General features: G+C 54.3%; 14 protein-coding genes. 2 read left to right on the top strand and 12 right to left on the bottom strand.

Features of this window, described 5'->3' with window-relative positions; all coding sequences use genetic code 11:
- Positions 1 to 229: 229 nt before the first annotated feature.
- Positions 230 to 541, top strand: a complete 312-nt coding sequence (gene trxA, locus HMPREF7545_RS01970; RefSeq protein ID WP_006693991.1) for a thioredoxin — start codon at positions 230 to 232, stop codon at positions 539 to 541.
- Positions 542 to 592: 51 nt separating this feature from the next.
- On the opposite strand, the gene HMPREF7545_RS01965 is transcribed toward trxA, so the two are convergent.
- The 8 genes from HMPREF7545_RS01965 to HMPREF7545_RS01930 all read right to left on the bottom strand — a co-directional run bounded on the left by HMPREF7545_RS01965 (position 593) and on the right by HMPREF7545_RS01930 (position 11,526).
- Positions 593 to 1,432 (bottom strand): TrmH family RNA methyltransferase, encoded by an 840-nt coding sequence (locus HMPREF7545_RS01965; protein ID WP_040571177.1) that lies wholly within the window; start codon positions 1,430 to 1,432, stop codon positions 593 to 595.
- A gap of 51 nt (positions 1,433 to 1,483) precedes the next feature.
- A complete protein-coding gene (gene rplT / locus HMPREF7545_RS01960) occupies positions 1,484 to 1,837 on the bottom strand; it encodes a 50S ribosomal protein L20 (RefSeq protein ID WP_006693989.1) in 354 nt (117 codons plus the stop codon).
- A gap of 50 nt (positions 1,838 to 1,887) precedes the next feature.
- Positions 1,888 to 2,085 carry a 50S ribosomal protein L35 gene (gene rpmI, locus HMPREF7545_RS01955; RefSeq protein WP_006693988.1) on the bottom strand — a complete coding sequence of 66 codons (198 nt, stop codon included), beginning with the start codon at positions 2,083 to 2,085 and terminating at the stop codon, positions 1,888 to 1,890.
- A complete protein-coding gene (infC, locus tag HMPREF7545_RS01950) occupies positions 2,072 to 2,638 on the bottom strand; it encodes a translation initiation factor IF-3 (RefSeq protein WP_006693987.1) in 567 nt (188 codons plus the stop codon). The genes rpmI and infC overlap by 14 nt, the downstream gene beginning before the upstream one ends.
- Positions 2,639 to 2,829: 191 nt before the next feature.
- Positions 2,830 to 4,749 carry a threonine--tRNA ligase gene (thrS, locus tag HMPREF7545_RS01945; RefSeq protein ID WP_006693986.1) on the bottom strand — a complete coding sequence of 640 codons (1,920 nt, stop codon included), beginning with the start codon at positions 4,747 to 4,749 and terminating at the stop codon, positions 2,830 to 2,832.
- Positions 4,750 to 4,837: 88 nt separating this feature from the next.
- The gene (locus HMPREF7545_RS01940; protein WP_006696344.1) at positions 4,838 to 5,188 is read right to left on the bottom strand and encodes a LysM peptidoglycan-binding domain-containing protein; all 351 of its coding nucleotides are present in this window, start codon (positions 5,186 to 5,188) and stop codon (positions 4,838 to 4,840) included.
- Between the two features lie 276 nt (positions 5,189 to 5,464).
- Positions 5,465 to 9,748, bottom strand: a complete 4,284-nt coding sequence (locus tag HMPREF7545_RS01935; protein ID WP_006693984.1) for a 2-hydroxyacyl-CoA dehydratase — start codon at positions 9,746 to 9,748, stop codon at positions 5,465 to 5,467.
- Between the two features lie 167 nt (positions 9,749 to 9,915).
- Positions 9,916 to 11,526, bottom strand: a complete 1,611-nt coding sequence (locus HMPREF7545_RS01930; RefSeq protein ID WP_006693983.1) for an MBL fold metallo-hydrolase RNA specificity domain-containing protein — start codon at positions 11,524 to 11,526, stop codon at positions 9,916 to 9,918.
- Positions 11,527 to 11,664: 138 nt separating this feature from the next.
- Here HMPREF7545_RS01930 and HMPREF7545_RS01925 point away from each other — a divergent pair, with 138 nt between their 5' ends.
- A complete protein-coding gene (locus HMPREF7545_RS01925; RefSeq protein WP_040571130.1) occupies positions 11,665 to 12,525 on the top strand; it encodes an NAD(P)-dependent oxidoreductase in 861 nt (286 codons plus the stop codon).
- A 32-nt stretch (positions 12,526 to 12,557) separates the two neighbouring features.
- Here HMPREF7545_RS01925 and HMPREF7545_RS01920 read toward each other — a convergent pair whose 3' ends face one another.
- From HMPREF7545_RS01920 to ahpC, 4 genes are all read right to left on the bottom strand, one after another.
- Positions 12,558 to 13,250, bottom strand: a complete 693-nt coding sequence (locus HMPREF7545_RS01920; RefSeq protein ID WP_040571129.1) for a thiamine phosphate synthase — start codon at positions 13,248 to 13,250, stop codon at positions 12,558 to 12,560.
- A gap of 89 nt (positions 13,251 to 13,339) precedes the next feature.
- Positions 13,340 to 13,873, bottom strand: coding sequence for a rubrerythrin (gene rbr / locus HMPREF7545_RS01915; RefSeq protein ID WP_006693980.1), 534 nt, complete (start codon positions 13,871 to 13,873; stop codon positions 13,340 to 13,342).
- 116 nt (positions 13,874 to 13,989) lie between these two features.
- Entirely contained in the window at positions 13,990 to 15,615 is a 1,626-nt protein-coding gene (locus HMPREF7545_RS01910) for an FAD-dependent oxidoreductase (protein WP_006693979.1), read from the bottom strand.
- 83 nt (positions 15,616 to 15,698) lie between these two features.
- Complete coding sequence (ahpC, locus tag HMPREF7545_RS01905) at positions 15,699 to 16,280, bottom strand: alkyl hydroperoxide reductase subunit C (protein WP_006693978.1); 582 nt, start codon at positions 16,278 to 16,280, stop codon at positions 15,699 to 15,701.
- Between the last annotated feature and the right edge of the window lie 335 nt (positions 16,281 to 16,615).

Here is a 16,615-nt window from a genome sequence, read left to right as displayed (position 1 = left end):
CGAATATGATTCCCCTGTCCTCGATATTATATACCTTTTCGCAGGCACACGCAACCGAACAATCCGTGGAGAGTACGCCGCAGCTAGGAAAATAGAGACATGTCATCCTTCTCAATCAATGGGAAGCAAATTTCAAAAAAAGTCTTGCTCCGAAAACTCTTGAAAAAAATTTTCCTTTTGATTATGATGACTGCGAGGATCATAAAATAATGCGAAGGAGTTGGATGTCATGGCTGTTGCAGAGGTGACAGGAAAAACATTTGAAGCTGAGGTATTGCAGGCGGATCAATGGGTTGTTGTCGATTTCTGGGCGGACTGGTGTACGCCCTGCCTCATGCTCACCCCAATCCTGAAAGAACTTGCCGAAGAGCGCAAGGATATTAAAATCTGCAAAATCAATGTGGATGGAGCCCAGGACATCGCCGGAAAATATGAAGTAATGAGCCTTCCCCATATCATCCTCTTTAAGGATGGGGAACCTGTTGACGAATTGATCGGAATGGTCTCAAAGGAGCGCCTGCTCGCTCTCCTGCCAAAGTAGATCAGAACAGAATGCACAAGGGGTGCTGCACAATGTGCGGCACCCCTTTTATCATACGCCTTCCGTATAGAAACGCTGCCGCATCGCCTCATATAGGACGGCAGCCACTGCAGCGGATACATTGAGCGACTCGGCACTGCCGCACATCGGTATATAGATGTGCTCTGAAGCGGCCAAAAGTTCCTCTGATACGCCGTTTGCTTCATTTCCGAATACAATAACAAGAGGTTGGCGCAAATCTGCGGCATAATGCATGCATGCCCCGTCATCACACGCGGCGGCACAAAGGGTGACCCTCTCAGAACGGACGAAATCCATCAGTTCCATCACCGCAATTCCTTCTGCAAAAGGCACATGAAAGAGTGCCCCCATCGTTGCACGCACAACCTTGCCGCTGTATACATCGGCGGATCCGCGCAGGAGAATGACACCGGATGCGCCCGCCGCATCTGCCGTACGCAGGATTGTCCCGACATTGCCGGGATCCTGGACGCGGTCAAGCACAATATAGAGCGGTGGATCGACATCGTTCCTCTGCCTGACGAGTTCCCGCAGCGACATATTTTTTCCCCGTTCCATCAGGAGAAGTATCCCCTGCTGGCTCTCGGTCTCGGATAAGTTTGAAAACATTGTCTCCGGGATGAGGGCGACAGGTGCCCTCCGTGCAGCGAGTATTCTCAGCAGTGCCTGCGCGCGCTCCCCTGCCACAGCATTCTCTGTCAGAAATGCACATCGAATCTTCCAGTTGGAAACTGCCGCCATCTCCGCAAGGCGCAGCCCTTCTGCGGTGAACAGCCCTTCTTTTGCCGCGCGGCGATGTACGTGTACAACGGCAGATGTCAGCCGTATAAGAGGGTTCGACGCGCTGGTAATTCTTTGTATTTGATTCATAGCAAAAAAGGAACCCAATGAATCTTGGGATTCATTAGGCTCCATCTCTTCTTACTGGTTTTCCTTCGCCACGTTGACGAGCTGTGTGAAGGCAGCCGCATCGGCGACGGCAAGATCTGCAAGCATCTTGCGGTTGACCTCAACACCAGCATTCGTCAGCCCGGCCATCAGGCGGCTGTATGAGATGCCGTTCGCACGTGCGGCAGCATTAATGCGCACGATCCAGAGGCGGCGGAATGTTCCCTTCTTCGCACGACGGTCACGGCGCGCATAGTAGAGCGCCTTCATGACGGTCTCATTTGCCTTCTTGAACTGCTTGCTGCGTGCGCCGCGATACCCCTTCGCGAGCTTCAGGATCTTCTTATGACGACGATGTGCTGTGACACCGCTCTTTACTCTTGGCATTTTGATTCCTCCTCGTTCCTACCCACATACGGGTTTTTCTTTTGCCCCGATTATGCGTAGGGGAGCATCTTGCGGATGCGCTTGTAATCCGACGTATCGGCAAGCGCAGCTTTGCGCAGATTACGCTTGCGCTTCGGCGTCTTTTTCTCCAGAATATGTCTCTTATACGCCTTATTCCGGCGGAATTCTCCGCTCCCAGTTACGCTGAAGCGCTTTGCTGCGGCACGGCGTGTTTTAATCTTCGGCATCGTCATTTCCTCCTTTATTTTCCTGTTTTGCAGGTTTTGCCGCCTTGGCAGGCTTCTGTGCCTTCGGGGAAAGAATCATAGTCATGTTCTTCCCTTCAAGCTTTGCGCCGCGCTCAACGGTTACGAGATCGCCCAACCGATCGGAAACACGGTCGAGAACCACGCGTCCAAGTTCCGGATGAGACAGTTCTCTTCCGCGGAACATAATTGTCACCTTGACCTTGTTGCCCTCTTCGACGAAACGAAGCGCATTCTTCAGCTTGACATTAAAGTCATGCTCATCGATGTTCGGACGCAGCTTGACCTCTTTGATGCTGATGGTCTTTTGCTTCTTTTTGGCTTCTTTCTCGCGCTTCTGCTGCTCATAACGGAACTTCCCAAAGTCCATAATGCGGCAAACAGGCGGTTTTGCATTCGGCGCTACCTCGACCAAGTCAAGATGCTGCTCCTCCGCCATACGTAGGGCATCGCGCGTCAGCATGATGCCAAGCTGTTCTCCCTCCGCACTGGTGACACGCACCTCACGGATATGGATTTCCTCATTGATTCGCAAAGATTCCCTGCTTATGGCAAGAACACCTCCTGGTTCGGATTCATATACATCATCCGGGAAATAGAAAAGGGCGGCACAAAGCCACCCTAAAAAATCCTATTTTCGACCTGACGGACAACTGTGTCCGCAGGTGAGAAGCGGTGGCTCCTGCTTTCAACAGAAGCCATAATATCACAAATGGCGAAGACTTGTCAATACTCTTGCGCCCGCACTGCAATTTTTTCTTGCACAAGTGCGATGAAATCATCCGCCGCCATAACAACGCTGTCCTTCTCTCCGTATTTGCGCAGCGCAACAGCCCCCGTCTCCTGTTCCTGATCGCCGACGACAAGTGTATACGGGGTCTTCTTGACCTGGCTCTCGCGAATTTTATAGCCGGTCTTTTCGTTGCGGTCATCCACCTCGACACGGATCCCGAGATCAAACATCCGGCCCCGCAGGCTCTCGGCATATGCTGTATGCCGTTCGGTAATGGGCAGGATCCGCACCTGAACAGGAGCCATCCATACGGGGAATGCACCGGCATAATTTTCGATCAGAATACCGATAAAGCGCTCAATAGAACCGTAAACTACGCGGTGCAGCATGACGGGACGATGCTTCTCCCCATCCTCTCCGATATAGGTCAGATCGAATTTCTCGGGCAGACTCATATCCAGCTGGATGGTCCCGCACTGCCACGTCCGCCCGATCGAGTCGCGCAGATGGAAGTCGATCTTCGGCCCGTAGAACGCGCCGTCTCCCTCGTTGACAATATAGTCTAAACCGCGATTTTCAAGAGCATTCCTGAGGCCTTCCGTCGCCAGGTCCCACATCTCATCCGAGCCCATAGAGTCTTCAGGACGTGTCGAAAGCTCAGCCTTGTACGAGAGACCGAATGTGCGGTAAACCTCGTCAAAGAGATTGATCGTGTGCTGAATCTCTCCCTCGATCTGATCCGGCGTCACAAAGAGATGCGCATCGTCCTGCGTAAAATTGCGCACGCGGAAGAGTCCGTGCAGCGCGCCCGACAGCTCATGCCGGTGCACAAGGCCGAGCTCCGCGAGGCGCAGAGGCAGATCGCGGTAGCTGTGCAGCTGAGAGCGGTAAACAAGCATGCAGCCGGGACAGTTCATCGGCTTGATCGCATAATCCTCTCCATCAATCTCAGTCGTATACATATTCTCACGATAGTGGAACCAATGCCCGGAAGTCTCCCAGAGCTTACGGCTGAGGATCACGGGCGTACTGATTTCCTGATATCCATAGCGACGATGTACCTCGCGCCAATACTCCAAGAGAGCGTTGCGCAGGATCATGCCGTTCGGGTGGAAGAACGGGAACCCCGGTCCTTCCTCATGCAGGCTGAAGAGATCGAGTTCCCGGCCGAGCTTACGATGATCGCGCTTTGCTGCCTCCTCAAGCATATGGAGATAGGCATCAAGCTCTTCCTGCTTTTCAAACGCCGTGCCATAAATGCGCTGAAGCATCTTATTCTTTTCGCTCCCGCGCCAATAGGCTCCCGCCACACTCTGCAGCTTAAGCGCCTTAACCTTGCCCGTCGACATGACATGAGGGCCCGCACAGAGATCGATAAACTCTCCCTGCGTATAGATCGAGATCGTCGCATCGGCAGGCAGATCCCGGATGAGTTCTACCTTATAGTTTTCACCCTTGGCGCGGAAATATTCGATTGCCTCATCACGCGGAATCTCACGCCGCTCAAGTTTCAGATTCTCTTTGACGATCTTTTTCATTTCCTTCTCGATATCGCGCAGATCAGCGTCTGTCAACTGATGCTCCATATCGAAATCATAGTAGAAGCCATTCTCAATCGCAGGTCCGATTGCGAGCTGCACACGGCTCTCTGGATAGAGACGCTTCACTGCCTGCGCCATAATGTGCGAGCAAGTATGACGCAGAGCAAGCCGTCCGCCCGCATCCGCAAAGGTCAATACCTGAAAGGCGGCATCCTTCGTTACGGGCGTTGTCAGATCAACAACCTTCCCGTCGAGGCTCGCTGCCAGTGCCTTTTTTGCCAGCGAATTGCTCATCCCCTTGACGACATCCAGCAGCGTCGTCCCCGCCTCTGTCTCGCGAATGGAGCCATCCGGCAGTGTCAGCTTTACCATAGAACGCTCTCCTCCCAATCATAGAAAAAAGCCTTGCCCCTTGGGATAGGAAATCCATCCCATAGGGACAAGGCTATATGTTTCCACCCTACTCGGTATAGCCATTATAAGGCGCACGGCCCCCTGTGTCAAGGGCTTTGTGGTCCGCCATTGCCTGCAGCTGCTCGGCGGGCTCCAAGACCGGCACAAGCAGGCGGCGTCCGGCATAAACAGCGCCGTCGGGCGGAAGGTCATTCACCTCGATGATTGCCTCTTCGAGCTCTTCCGCCATTGTTTCTTTCGCCGCATATTTGCGGGCGATCGTCCAGACACTATCTCCTCGTATCACCGATACCTCGACAAACTCGGATGAACGCAGATATGGGTTCGTCAAATGAAGTGCAGATACCCCCATCCAAACGAGCGTAAATATGCTGAGCACGAAACCGATGCGTTTCATATTCCATCCCTCCATTTATATCAATATTCGTATATACATTCTCAAAACTTTTGTTCGCATATAGAATATCACAGAAAGGAGGTTCGGTCAACTATTTTCGAACATATTTTTGTGAAAAATTTGTTCGTGGAACGTGCTTTTGTAAAAAAAGAGTTACTGCGCATATGCAGTAACTCCTGTCTTATTTTATTCTTTTATCTTTACGCGGCCCCCTATCTCTTCGGACTTAGGAGGTCTTTCCATGGTCCTTGAAGCGAGAATGTAGGCGTCCACACTTTAATGCAGACTTGCTGCTTCGGTCGGCGCCGAGGCATCCGCCTTTGCCGGGCGGCGTTCCTTCGCCACGGCAAGCATGAGCTTCAGGCGGTTGAGCTGGTTGACCTCGCTTGAGCCCGCATCACAATCGATCGCTGTGATGTTCGCTCCTTGATATGCCTTGCGCAGATCATGCATAACCCCTTTGCCCGTGATATGGTTCGGCAGGCAGCCGAAGGGCTGAAGGCAGACAACGTTGGGTACGCCTTCCTCAATGAGCTTGACCATCTCGCCCGTAAGGAACCAGCCCTCACCTGCCATATTGCCGAGGCTGACGTGGCGGGCAGCAAGCTCCGCCGTATGGTCGATGGACTGCGGCGGGCGGAAGTGGCGGCTTTCCTCCAAGGCCTTGCGCATCGGCGCGCGGAAGAATTCGATAACTTTGATGAACATGCGTCCGTAAAGCCGATCTTTGTAAGAGCCCGCGAGCAGCTTGTGCTGCGCGATCGGATCGTACGCCGAGTAGAGAAAGAAGTCGACGAAGTCCGGCATAACGACTTCCGCTCCCTCATTCATCAGCACCGTCTCGATGTCATTGTTCGCAACGGGATGATACTTGACGAGGATTTCACCGACAATGCCGACCTTTGGCTTCCAGAGCCGCTCATCGATCGAAATATGATCGAAGTCACGCACGATGTCCTTGATCATTCGGCGAAACTTGAACACGCTGCCGTGTTCGAGTTCCTCTTTCGCACGCGCCATCCACTTCTCGAACGCCGCTTGTGTTGTCCCCTTCACGAGTTCGTACGGCATCATGCGATTGCGCACGTTCATCAGCAGATCCCCGTAAATGGCTGCCTTGACAGCATCCACCATCATCTCGCGGTTAAATGCAAAGCTGTCCGTCTCCTCGGGCAGGCCGCGTACGGCAAAGACAGCGACATTCGGGAAGCCCGCATCACGGAGCGCCTTGCGCAGCACGCCAAGATAGTTGGTCGCACGGCATGCGCCGCAGGTCTGAAAGAGGGCAATGCTCGTATGATCGGGGTCGCAGAGCCCTGCCTTGAGTGCGGCAAGGAGCTGTCCGATGATGACGATCGCCGGATAGCACATGTCATTGTGCACATAGCGCAGCCCCGTATCGATTGCTGCCTTGTCCGGCATCGGCGGAATGACGACGTTATAGCCATGTTTGCGCATCGTCGTTCGGAAGAGTTCGAAGTGAGTCGGTGCCATCTGGGGCGCCAGAATTGTATGCGTTTTCTTGCAGTCCTCGGTGAAGCGCGGCCGCTCGATGACGGGGACCTCATGGTAGGCAGGAGGTTCTCTCCGCGCGAGCGCCGCAATCAAAGAGCGCAGACGTATCCGTGCAGCGCCGAGGTTCGATACCTCGTCCAGCTTGATCATCGTGTAGATGCGCTTATGTGACTCGAGGATCTCGCGCACCTCCGATGTCGTGAGCGCATCGAGACCGCAGCCAAACGAACTGAGCTGGATGAGCGTCACATTCGGATGCTCGGCAACAAACTGCGCCGCATGGTAAAGACGCGCATGGTAGCTCCACTGATTGACAACCTGCAGGCGGCGTTCCCGTACCGGCATATGGTAGACCGCATCCTCCGATAGAATCGGCAGTTTATAGGACTGGATCATCTCCGGAATGCCGTGATTGATCTCCGGGTCGACATGATACGGACGCCCCGCAAGGAGGATGGCATGCTCGCCCGTCTTCGCAATGCGCTCAAGTATCTGCTGACCGTAGTCGCGCACATCCTGCCGATACTGTTCGATCTCGGCATAGCCGGCATCCACAGCGGCCGCGATCTCTTTCCTGCCGATGCCCTCAATTTTCCCAAATTCCTCCACAAGGCGTTCGATCATGCGGTTCCGGTCGTCGATGGGCAGAAACGGCTGGATAAAGCGAATGTTCTTCTCGCGCAGGATATCCATGTTAATGCGAATGTTCTCCGCATAGGACGCAACAATCGGACAGTTGAAATGATTGGCCGATGAGCCGGGCTTATCGGTCATATTGTGCGGCTCACAGGGATAGAAAATTGTATCGACGCCCTTTTCGACGAGGTCGACAATATGACCGTGTGCGAGTTTTGCCGGATAGCAGAGCGAATCCGACGGAATCGTCGCCATGCCCTTGTAGAAAAGCTGCGGCGAAGATTTCCCCGAGAGCACAACCCCGTAGCCGAGCTGATCAAAGAAGGTGAACCAGAACGGGTAGTCCTCGTACATATTGAGCGTGCGGGGAATGCCGATGCGCCCGCGCCGCGGCTCCGCCGGCGACTTGTAGTGTTTGAACACGCGGCGGTACTTGAACTTGTAGATATTCGGCGTATCGTCCTCATGCTTTTCGCCGCCGATGCCGCGCTCACAGCGATTTCCTGTGAAATAGCGTTCACCGTTGGGGAACTGCTGCATTGTGATAAGACATTTATTCCCACATTTTCCGCAGCGGTAGGAGCTGGTCTTGGTCTTAAAGTCTCCGATCGCTTCCGCCCCGAGGAGGGTTGAATGCTCCGTGCCCGTCTCCAGCGCAAGAATAGCCGCGCCGTATGCTCCCATGAGCCCTGCAATATCAGGTCGAATAACATCCTTGCCGATCAGGTTCTCAAGCGCGCGCAGGACGGCATCGTTGTAAAATGTCCCGCCCTGTACGACAATATGGTCGCCGAGCGCAGAGACATCCTTGAGCTGCATGACCTTGAACAGTGCGTTCTTGACAACCGAGAGCGCAATGCCTGCCGAGATATCGGCGACTTCTGCCCCCTCCTTCTGCGCCTGTTTGACTTTTGAGTTCATAAAGACCGTGCAGCGCGTTCCGAGGTCGACTGGGGCTTTGGCACCGATCGCCTTGCCCGCAAACTCCGCCGGAGTCATATGAAGCCCCTCTGCAAAGTTCTGGATGAAGGAACCGCAGCCTGCCGAGCACGCCTCGTTGAGCGTGATATTGCCGACACTGCCGTCCTGCACAAAGAAGCACTTCATATCCTGCCCGCCAATATCCAGCACAAAGCTGACATCGGGGCAAAACTCCTGCGCTGCGCGCAGATGTGCGAAAGTCTCAACCTCGCCGCCGTCCGCATGCAGCGCGGCCTTAACGATTGCCTCGCCGTACCCCGTCGTCATAGCACCTGCGATATGACACCCCTCGGGCATTTCACGATAAAAAGCACGAAGCGCCTCGATGACAGAGGTCAGCGGCGACCCCTGGTTGCTGCCATACGATGTATAGAGCAGTTCCTTGTCACTTCCAATGGCAACAAGTTTCGTCGTCGTCGAGCCTGCATCGATCCCAATGCAGATCGCGCCGCGATAGTCCGCAAGATTTCCGCGTTTGACCCGGTCACGGTCATGGCGCTGCTTGAACGCCTCATAGTCCGCCGCATCCTTGAACAGAGTGAAGTCAGCTGTGCGCGTTTCCGCCGCTGCCTCCTGCTCCGCACGCGCGATGCACGTCTCCATCTCCCGCATATCGGTTGCTCTGGCATCATCAGAGAGCGCCGCGCCGACCGCAACGAAATAATTGCCGTAATCCACATCAACGACATGATCATCGTCGAGCTTTAATGTCTCGATAAAACGTTTTTTCAATTCTGGGAGAAAGTGCAGAGGGCCGCCAAGGAACGCGACATTTCCTCCGATCGGGCGCCCCTGTGCGAGGTTCCCGATGGTCTGATTCACAACTGCCTGAAGCACGGAGAGCGCAATATCTGCCTTCTCTGCGCCATCGTTCATAAGCGCCTGAACATCCGTCTTGGCGAATACGCCGCAGCGCGAAGCGATCGCATAGACACGCTTCCCCTTCTCTGCAAGCGCATTGAGACCGATCGGATCCGTCGAGAGAAGCGATGCCATATGATCGATGAACGATCCTGTACCGCCCGCACAGACGCCGTTCATGCGCTGCTCCGGCGCATCGCCGAAATATGTGATCTTTGCATCCTCGCCGCCGAGTTCTACGGCCGTCGTTGTCTCCGGTATGAGACGGCGTACCGCCGAAGCGCAGGCAACGACTTCCTGGACGAAGGGCAGGCCGATGCGCTGGGCAATACCCATGCCCGCCGAGCCTGTGAGCGCAAAGGAGAACTTTGCATCGCCGACAACTTCCTTGAGTTGTCTCAAATTTTCCTGCAGGGCTTTGCCGATCTCCGAGAAATGGCGTGCGTAGTTCTTGTAAAGGATCGCATGCTCCTCGCCGAGAACAACCAGCTTTATCGTCGTTGAGCCGACATCCACCCCGACACGAAATGGGGATTCCACTATAACACCACCCATTATCATATCCATATGGAAAGAACGGTGAATTCTTCCCTTTGAAACATATTAAATAGGAAAGCCTTTTTAAAACTTCCCTATTTTAACGCATTTCACAGGACTATGCAAGTGTGAGGCCCACAGTCCGGCAATATCCAATTCTAAGCCAATCATTCCTTATTTTATTGCAAGAATTTTACTCAAATATTATAGGGAGAAGCAAGCTTCTTGAAGTAATTCCGGGCTTTCTGCATCGTACGGATGATCGGCTCCATGAGCTTCGGCTGACGGACGACGGTGCGGATAATCGCCTTGCGCAGCTGGCGGTACTCGGCGTCGAAATCGCGCATGACATCCTCCATCTCGGCCTCGACGGAAACCGACGGAATATTTGACGGAATGAGTACACAATTGCGTCCCTGAATCGTCACGATATCCCCAAGGAAGGGTGCATATACCTCCCATCCGAGTTCCTCTTGAATGCGTTCCTTCAGCGCCTCCTGCGCCTGCCCTTCGCCATGGACGAGAAACGCCTTCGCAGGGCGCGGCGCTGTAATCGCCCCCATCCACGCAACAATCTGCGCAGCATCTGCATGCGCAGAGAAGCCCTCAAGCATTTGAATCCGCGCCTTGACTGAAATCTCTTCGCCGAGCACGCGTACGCGCTTAATCCCGTCGACGAGACGCCGCCCGAGACTTCCCTCCGCCTGATAGCCGACAAAGAGCACCGTGGACTCCGGTCGCCAGAGGTTGTGTTTGAGATGATGGAGAACGCGCCCCGCATCTGCCATTCCTGAAGCGGACAGGATGATCGCCGAGCCCTCGGCAGAGTTGAGTGCACGCGACTCCGCCGCCGTTTCCGCAATACGTACCTGCGGGAACGACGGAATCGTTCCTTTCTCGCCGAAGAATGCAATCGTCTCTTCGTCAAAGTCCTCATAGTTTTTAAGAAAAATGCGCGTTGCCTGGATGGCCAGCGGGCTGTCGATGATGATGGGAATGTCTCCCTCCAGACGTCCCTCCTTCCAGAGATTGTAAAAATAATACAGCAGGGTCTGCGTTCTGCCGACGGCAAAAGAGGGAATGATCACATTGCCGCCGCGGTCCATGGTATCGCGGATGACCTCAAGCAGCGCCGTCTCCTTGTCGTAGTCACGGTGGATGCGGTCGCCATAGGTGGACTCCACAAGCAGAAAATCCGCTCCCACGATCGTCTCCGGATCACGCAGAATAGGCTGATTCGGTTGGCCGAGATCACCTGAGAAGACAAGTTTGGTCGTCTGCCCGTTCTCCTCCACCGTCATTTCCAAGATCGCCGAGCCCAGAATATGCCCTGCATCGCGGAAAACGAGCTTCAGATTATTCACCTGCAGCGGGGCATGGTAAGAAACGGGCTCGAAGAGTTCGAGCGCTGCAAAGGCATCCGCCTGCGTATAAAGCGGCGAGATCGGCGCTTCGCTCCTGCGTGCATTTTTTCGATTGAAGAGTTCTGTATCACTCTCTTGAATATGCGCCGAATCCGGCAGCATGATGCGGACCAAATCGCAGGTTGACTGCGTTGCATAGACCTTGCCGCGAAACCCCTCGCGTACGAGCCGCGGAATACGCCCACAATGGTCGATATGTGCGTGCGTCAGAAAGACTGCCTCAATCTCCGCGGGATTAAATGGAAACTCCTCATAGTTCATCTCGCGCAGACGCCGCGTTCCCTGATACATGCCGCAGTCCACCAAATATCTGTGATCCCCCACATGGAGCAGATAACATGAGCCCGTAACAACGTGTGCCGCACCCAAAAATTCGATCCGCATAGGACATCCTCCCTTTGTGATCCAAAGTGCTTTCTTGCTCTATAAAATTCGGAATAAAACAAAAAAATCCTGCATTTCCACAGGATTTTATGCTACACTGAACGCAGAAACAATATAATGAAACGGGGGGCAGATGTTATGAAAAAGATCGGATTTATCGGACTTGGCATCATGGGCGCGGCCATGGCGGGACATCTCCTGGATGCAGGATTTGAGCTCAGCGTCTACAACCGCACAAAATCGAAGGGGGACGCTCTCGTCGCCCGCGGGGCAAAATACTGCAGCAGTCCTGGCGCATGTGCGCGCGGACAGGATGTCGTCATCACCATTGTCGGCTATCCGAAGGACGTGGAGGAAATCTACCTCGGTGCAGACGGCATTCTCGCAAACCTCAGCGCCGGCGCGTACGCAGTCGATATGACGACCTCCTCGCCGGCACTCGCCGAGCGTATCTACGAAGAAGCAAAAAAACGCGGGATATACGCGCTTGATGCTCCAGTAACCGGGGGTGATATAGGCGCACGCAATGCCTCGCTGAATATTCTCGTCGGCGGCAGTGAAGCGGCCTATGAGGCAATGCGTCCCATCTTCTCCGTGATGGGCAAAAATATTATCTACGAGGGCGGCGCAGGTGCCGGTCAGAAAACAAAAGCGGCGAATCAGATCGCGATTGCAGGTGCACTCGCAGGAGCTTGCGAGGCGTTTGCATACGCGCGCGCTGCAGGTCTCGATACGGAGAAAGTATTTGCATCCATCTCAGGCGGCGCAGCAGCAAGCTTTCAGATGTCCCATATGATCCGCATGGCACTGGACGGCAACTTTGCCCCGGGGTTTATGATCAAACATTTTGTCAAGGACATGACGATTGGTACAGAAACAAGCAAAGAATACGGAGTCGATCTGCCGATCCTGGAGCAAGTGCTGTGCGAGGCGCGCACGCTCGAGGAGCGCGGCGGCGGCGCAGACGGCACGCAGAGCCTCCTGCGCTGGTATGCGTAAATGATTTTCTCTGGCGCAGCCCCTGCAACTGCTTAGCTGTGCCAGCAGCGCACCAGTTCCTTCGCCGCAGTATAGGGATGCTCTGCTCCCGCTACGGCACTGACGACGAAGAATCCGTCAACGCCGGTCGCCCGAAGCGCGGGCAGATCATCTGCCTTAACTCCCCCGCCTACAACGACCGGCAGTGGACTGACGCGGTGCAGCGCACGCAGTTCGTCAAGGCTGCGTGTGACAATTTTTCCATTCTGATCCATCCCTGCATCGGGCTTTGTCGCCGTCGCATGGAGCGGCCCTGCGCCGAAGTAATCAATGCACGATGTGTCACAGCTCTCCACATAGTTGATCAGATCCGAAGTACGCGCAGAGAGGCCAATTACGGCATTCACGCCGAGATACTTGCGGCAGACAGCGGGCGGGATATCCTCCTGCCCGACATGCACGCCGTCCACCTTTATCCTCAGCTCCCGCGCAGCGAGCACAACATCCAGCCGATCGTTGATAACAAGAGCCACCTCATCCGACTTCTTTTGCCCGGCGATGGCATCTGCGGCCGCGCGTGCAAGCCGGATGATCTCAGCTGCTTCTGCGTGCTTTGCGCGGATTTGAGCAAAGGTAAATCCTGCGCGCAGCGCTTCTGCAATGATGTGCGCAACGGGTCGTCCGTTCGTATTTTCGGGACCTATGACGAGATAAGATGAGAGATCAAATTGATGTCGCATTGACATTTTATCCTCCTGTGAAACAAAAATCCCCGCCTTACGGCGGGGATTTTCTCATACGGCAGCCGTGCATCTCTTGGATTCGACGAAGAGATTTAATAATCCTGCACGAGCTGCTGAAAGAAGGACTGCGGGTGCTCACAGACTGGACACTTCATCGGGGCCTTCGTACTCTCGCAAACGTAGCCGCAGTTCAGGCACTGCCAGATGATCTTCTCATCACGCCGGAATACCGTGTCCTCCTTGACGTTTTCGAGGAGCAAATTGTATCGCGTATCGTGCTCTTTCTCAATCTTGCCGACGGCATCAAAGAGGCGGGCAATCTTGTCAAAGCCTTCCTCACGTGCCACACGGGCAAACTCGGGGTACATGCTCGTCCATTCCTCATTTTCTCCGGCGGCGGCAGCAGCAAGATTCTCCTTTGTGTCGCCGATGCCGCTCACAAGTTTGAACCAGATCTTCGCATGTGCCTTCTCGTTAACCGCCGTCTCATCGAAAATGTTTGCAATCTGGACATAGCCGTCTTTCTTCGCCTGCGATGCATAAAAGAGATACTTCGCATGCGCCTGCGATTCACCGGCAAATGCGGCCCAGAGGTTTTTCTCGGTTTGTGATCCCTTGAGTTCCATAATGCTCTCCTTCTTTCATAATACACAGATACACATATATCAATCGGCAGGACATTCTTCCGCCCGTATGCGCCTTGCTCAGGGACGCAGGCAACAGAAATGCTCCGCCGTAATGATCAGCGATTCCCGAGGATGTCGGCGACTTCGTCAATGTTCTTTTTGCCAAAGTGCAGTTCTTCCCCCACGACCATGCAGGGCACGCTCATGACGCTGTATTTCTCTTTCAGCTCGGGGAAATAGCGGATATCATAGATGTCCGCACGGATATCTTTTCGCTCTGCCGCAATACGCTGCACTGCGGCCACAACATCGGGGCACATCGTGCAGGACAGCGACATGAGGACCTTAACATCGGCAGGGGCAGAAATCTGCTCAATTTTCGCGCGCGTTTCGGGACGCAGCTCCTGTCCGGGGCCTGCCACATTGTAAAGAGCCAGGATGAACGAGTTGAACTCATGTCCGCCCGGAACAGCATGGAAAGTAATGCCGCTCGGCGTCCCATCGGCATAGAACAGTTCAAGCCCTGGAGCGCCGTTCGCGTCTTTGCGCTCCTCGTAGCTTACCTTATCCGTGAGCCCTGCAAACTCATCCATAAAGCCGCGCAGCTCACGCGAGAGATCGCCGTCGTCATAATGACCGACAACCTTGACCGGCGCCGCAAATTTATCAAAGACAACCGCCAGCTGCTCACGAATCTCGGCGGAGATGAAGTTTGTCTCATTCCCCTCTGCTGCCTCTTTTTCAATGGAGGACTTACGTTGTTCAAAGCGGTTCGTATCCACCTCGGCACGCACAAATGCAGGCAGCTTCAATCGATCGTGCAGCGCTGCCGCATGCCGCTCCGCTGCAACGGCGCTGATCGCGCCGTCCGAGACCGCCGTCACAACTTGGCGCAGTGTCTTGATGCAGACATCGCCTGCCGCAAAGACGCCTTTGACACTCGTCTCCTTTTCCTCGTTCGTAATAACATAGCCGTCCTCGTTCAGTACGACCTGATCACGGAACAATCCGGTATTCGGGAGATAGCCGGCAAAGACAAAGACGCCGAACGTCTCTCCTTCTTTTGCCGTATAATGCTCCACCTCTCCCGTCGCGCTGTTGCGGAAATCGGCACGGGAGATCATCGTCTCACCGTCGACGCGCTCCACAACGGTGTTGAAGCGCACCTTGATATTCGGATAGTTGGCAAGCGCATCTACTGTTGTCTGCGGCGCGCGGAACTTGTCGCTGCGCACGAGTATAGTGACGGATCTTCCGTAGCGCGAAAGGAACATGCTCTCCTCCACTGCCGAAAGACCGCCGCCGATGACGAAGATGTCCATCCCGGAAAAGAATTCCGCATCGCAAGTTGCGCAGTAGGCAACGCCGCGCCCCTGGAATTTCTTCTCTCCGAGGAAGCCCACCTTGCGCGGATTTGCTCCCGTGGCAAGGATGACGCTCAGCGCCTGTACTGTACCCGCCGTCGTCTCAAGCTCCTTAACATCCTGATCGAGCTTTAGGCCGATGACTTCTGCGGAAACGAACTCCGCACCAAATCCGCGTGCCTGCTGCTCCATCTGCGCTGCAAGCTCAGAACCGCTGACCCTCCCCGTGCCGGGATAGTTCACGACATCGGCGGTAATGGTAATCTGTCCGCCGATCTTTTCCTTTTCTATAACAAGCACTTTGCATTTCGCACGCGCCAAATAGATCGCTGCAGAAAGACCTGCAGGGCCCCCTCCAACGATAACGGCATCATACATTTTGTCCACCAAAGCACCTCTTTTTCTGGCTGATAGGAAAAAGCACCTCGCGAGCGCCCTCGCGAAGTGCTCTTGCCTGTATCTTAGAGTTTGCCGACGAGATCGAAGCTCGGCTTGAGTGTCTTTTCACCCGGCTTCCAACGTGCGGGACAAACCTCGTCACCATGCTCAGCGACGAACTGGAGTGCCTGCACTTTGCGGAGGAGCTCTGCAGCGTTGCGGCCAACATTGCCCGCGCTTACCTCGTAGGAAACGATCTTGCCCTCGGGGTTCACAACGAACGTACCGCGCTCAGAACGGCCGTCCTCCTCAATGTAGACATCGAAATCGCGTGCAAGCTTCGCCGTCGGATCTGCAAGCATCGGGTACGTCAGCCTGCCGACAAGATCGGAACTCTCATGCCATGCCTTGTGCACGAAGTGGGAATCGCAGGAAACGCCGAAGATCTCGCAGCCGAGTTTCTGGAATTCTGCATACTGATCCTGAAGATCTGCCAGCTCCGTCGGGCAGACAAACGTGAAGTCTGCCGGGTAGAAGAAGAACACGCTCCACTTACCCTTGAGGTCTGCCTTTGTGTACTGCTTGAACTCCCCTTGTGCAGAACCTTCCTTCTTCTGAAATGCATCTACCTTAAAATCGCTGATTTCCTTGTTGATGAGTGACATTAAATATCCTCCTTTTGCTGAAACCAACCGCTTATCTTCCAGGCGATTGGATATGTCCTTTTGATGTGTTTGATGATATCACAATGGATATTTCTTGTCAATAGAAATTTATACTTTTTAATAATTATTTTTATTTACTGTTTGTCATTGGTAAAAGGTCCCATACAGTTCTTTTCTTCTCCCAACTTGCATCCAATTTCCAGTGCACGCCCTGGCATGCCGTACACTTTTTCGCAGACTGCAGATGATGCACGCTGTGGCAGTCCTGCGGGTTCTCATTGCCCGCCAGAGGGGCGGGATCATGCAGGCTCTCGTTACACCGTAACCGTACCGTG

The sequence above is a fragment of the Centipeda noxia ATCC 43541 genome, assembly GCF_000160555.1.
Taxonomy (GTDB): Bacteria; Bacillota; Negativicutes; order Selenomonadales; family Selenomonadaceae; genus Centipeda; species Centipeda noxia.
Note: the sequence above shows the minus strand (reverse complement) of the source record. Positions and strands in the feature narration are given on the sequence as shown.

Bases quoted from the DNA above. Each gene is read 5' to 3' on its own strand.
- ahpC (WP_006693978.1), bottom strand. From the start codon at position 16,280: ATGTCACTCATCAACAAGGAAATCAGCGATTTTAAGGTAGATGCATTT.
- HMPREF7545_RS01935 (WP_006693984.1), bottom strand. From the start codon at position 9,748: ATGGATATGATAATGGGTGGTGTTATAGTGGAATCCCCATTTCGTGTC.
- rpmI (WP_006693988.1), bottom strand. From the start codon at position 2,085: ATGCCGAAGATTAAAACACGCCGTGCCGCAGCAAAGCGCTTCAGCGTA.
- trxA (WP_006693991.1), top strand. From the start codon at position 230: ATGGCTGTTGCAGAGGTGACAGGAAAAACATTTGAAGCTGAGGTATTG.
- HMPREF7545_RS01930 (WP_006693983.1), bottom strand. From the start codon at position 11,526: ATGCGGATCGAATTTTTGGGTGCGGCACACGTTGTTACGGGCTCATGT.
- rbr (WP_006693980.1), bottom strand. From the start codon at position 13,873: ATGGAACTCAAGGGATCACAAACCGAGAAAAACCTCTGGGCCGCATTT.
- HMPREF7545_RS01910 (WP_006693979.1), bottom strand. From the start codon at position 15,615: ATGTATGATGCCGTTATCGTTGGAGGGGGCCCTGCAGGTCTTTCTGCA.
- HMPREF7545_RS01925 (WP_040571130.1), top strand. From the start codon at position 11,665: ATGAAAAAGATCGGATTTATCGGACTTGGCATCATGGGCGCGGCCATG.
- rplT (WP_006693989.1), bottom strand. From the start codon at position 1,837: ATGCCAAGAGTAAAGAGCGGTGTCACAGCACATCGTCGTCATAAGAAG.
- HMPREF7545_RS01920 (WP_040571129.1), bottom strand. From the start codon at position 13,250: ATGTCAATGCGACATCAATTTGATCTCTCATCTTATCTCGTCATAGGT.
- HMPREF7545_RS01940 (WP_006696344.1), bottom strand. From the start codon at position 5,188: ATGAAACGCATCGGTTTCGTGCTCAGCATATTTACGCTCGTTTGGATG.
- thrS (WP_006693986.1), bottom strand. From the start codon at position 4,749: ATGGTAAAGCTGACACTGCCGGATGGCTCCATTCGCGAGACAGAGGCG.
- HMPREF7545_RS01965 (WP_040571177.1), bottom strand. From the start codon at position 1,432: ATGAATCAAATACAAAGAATTACCAGCGCGTCGAACCCTCTTATACGG.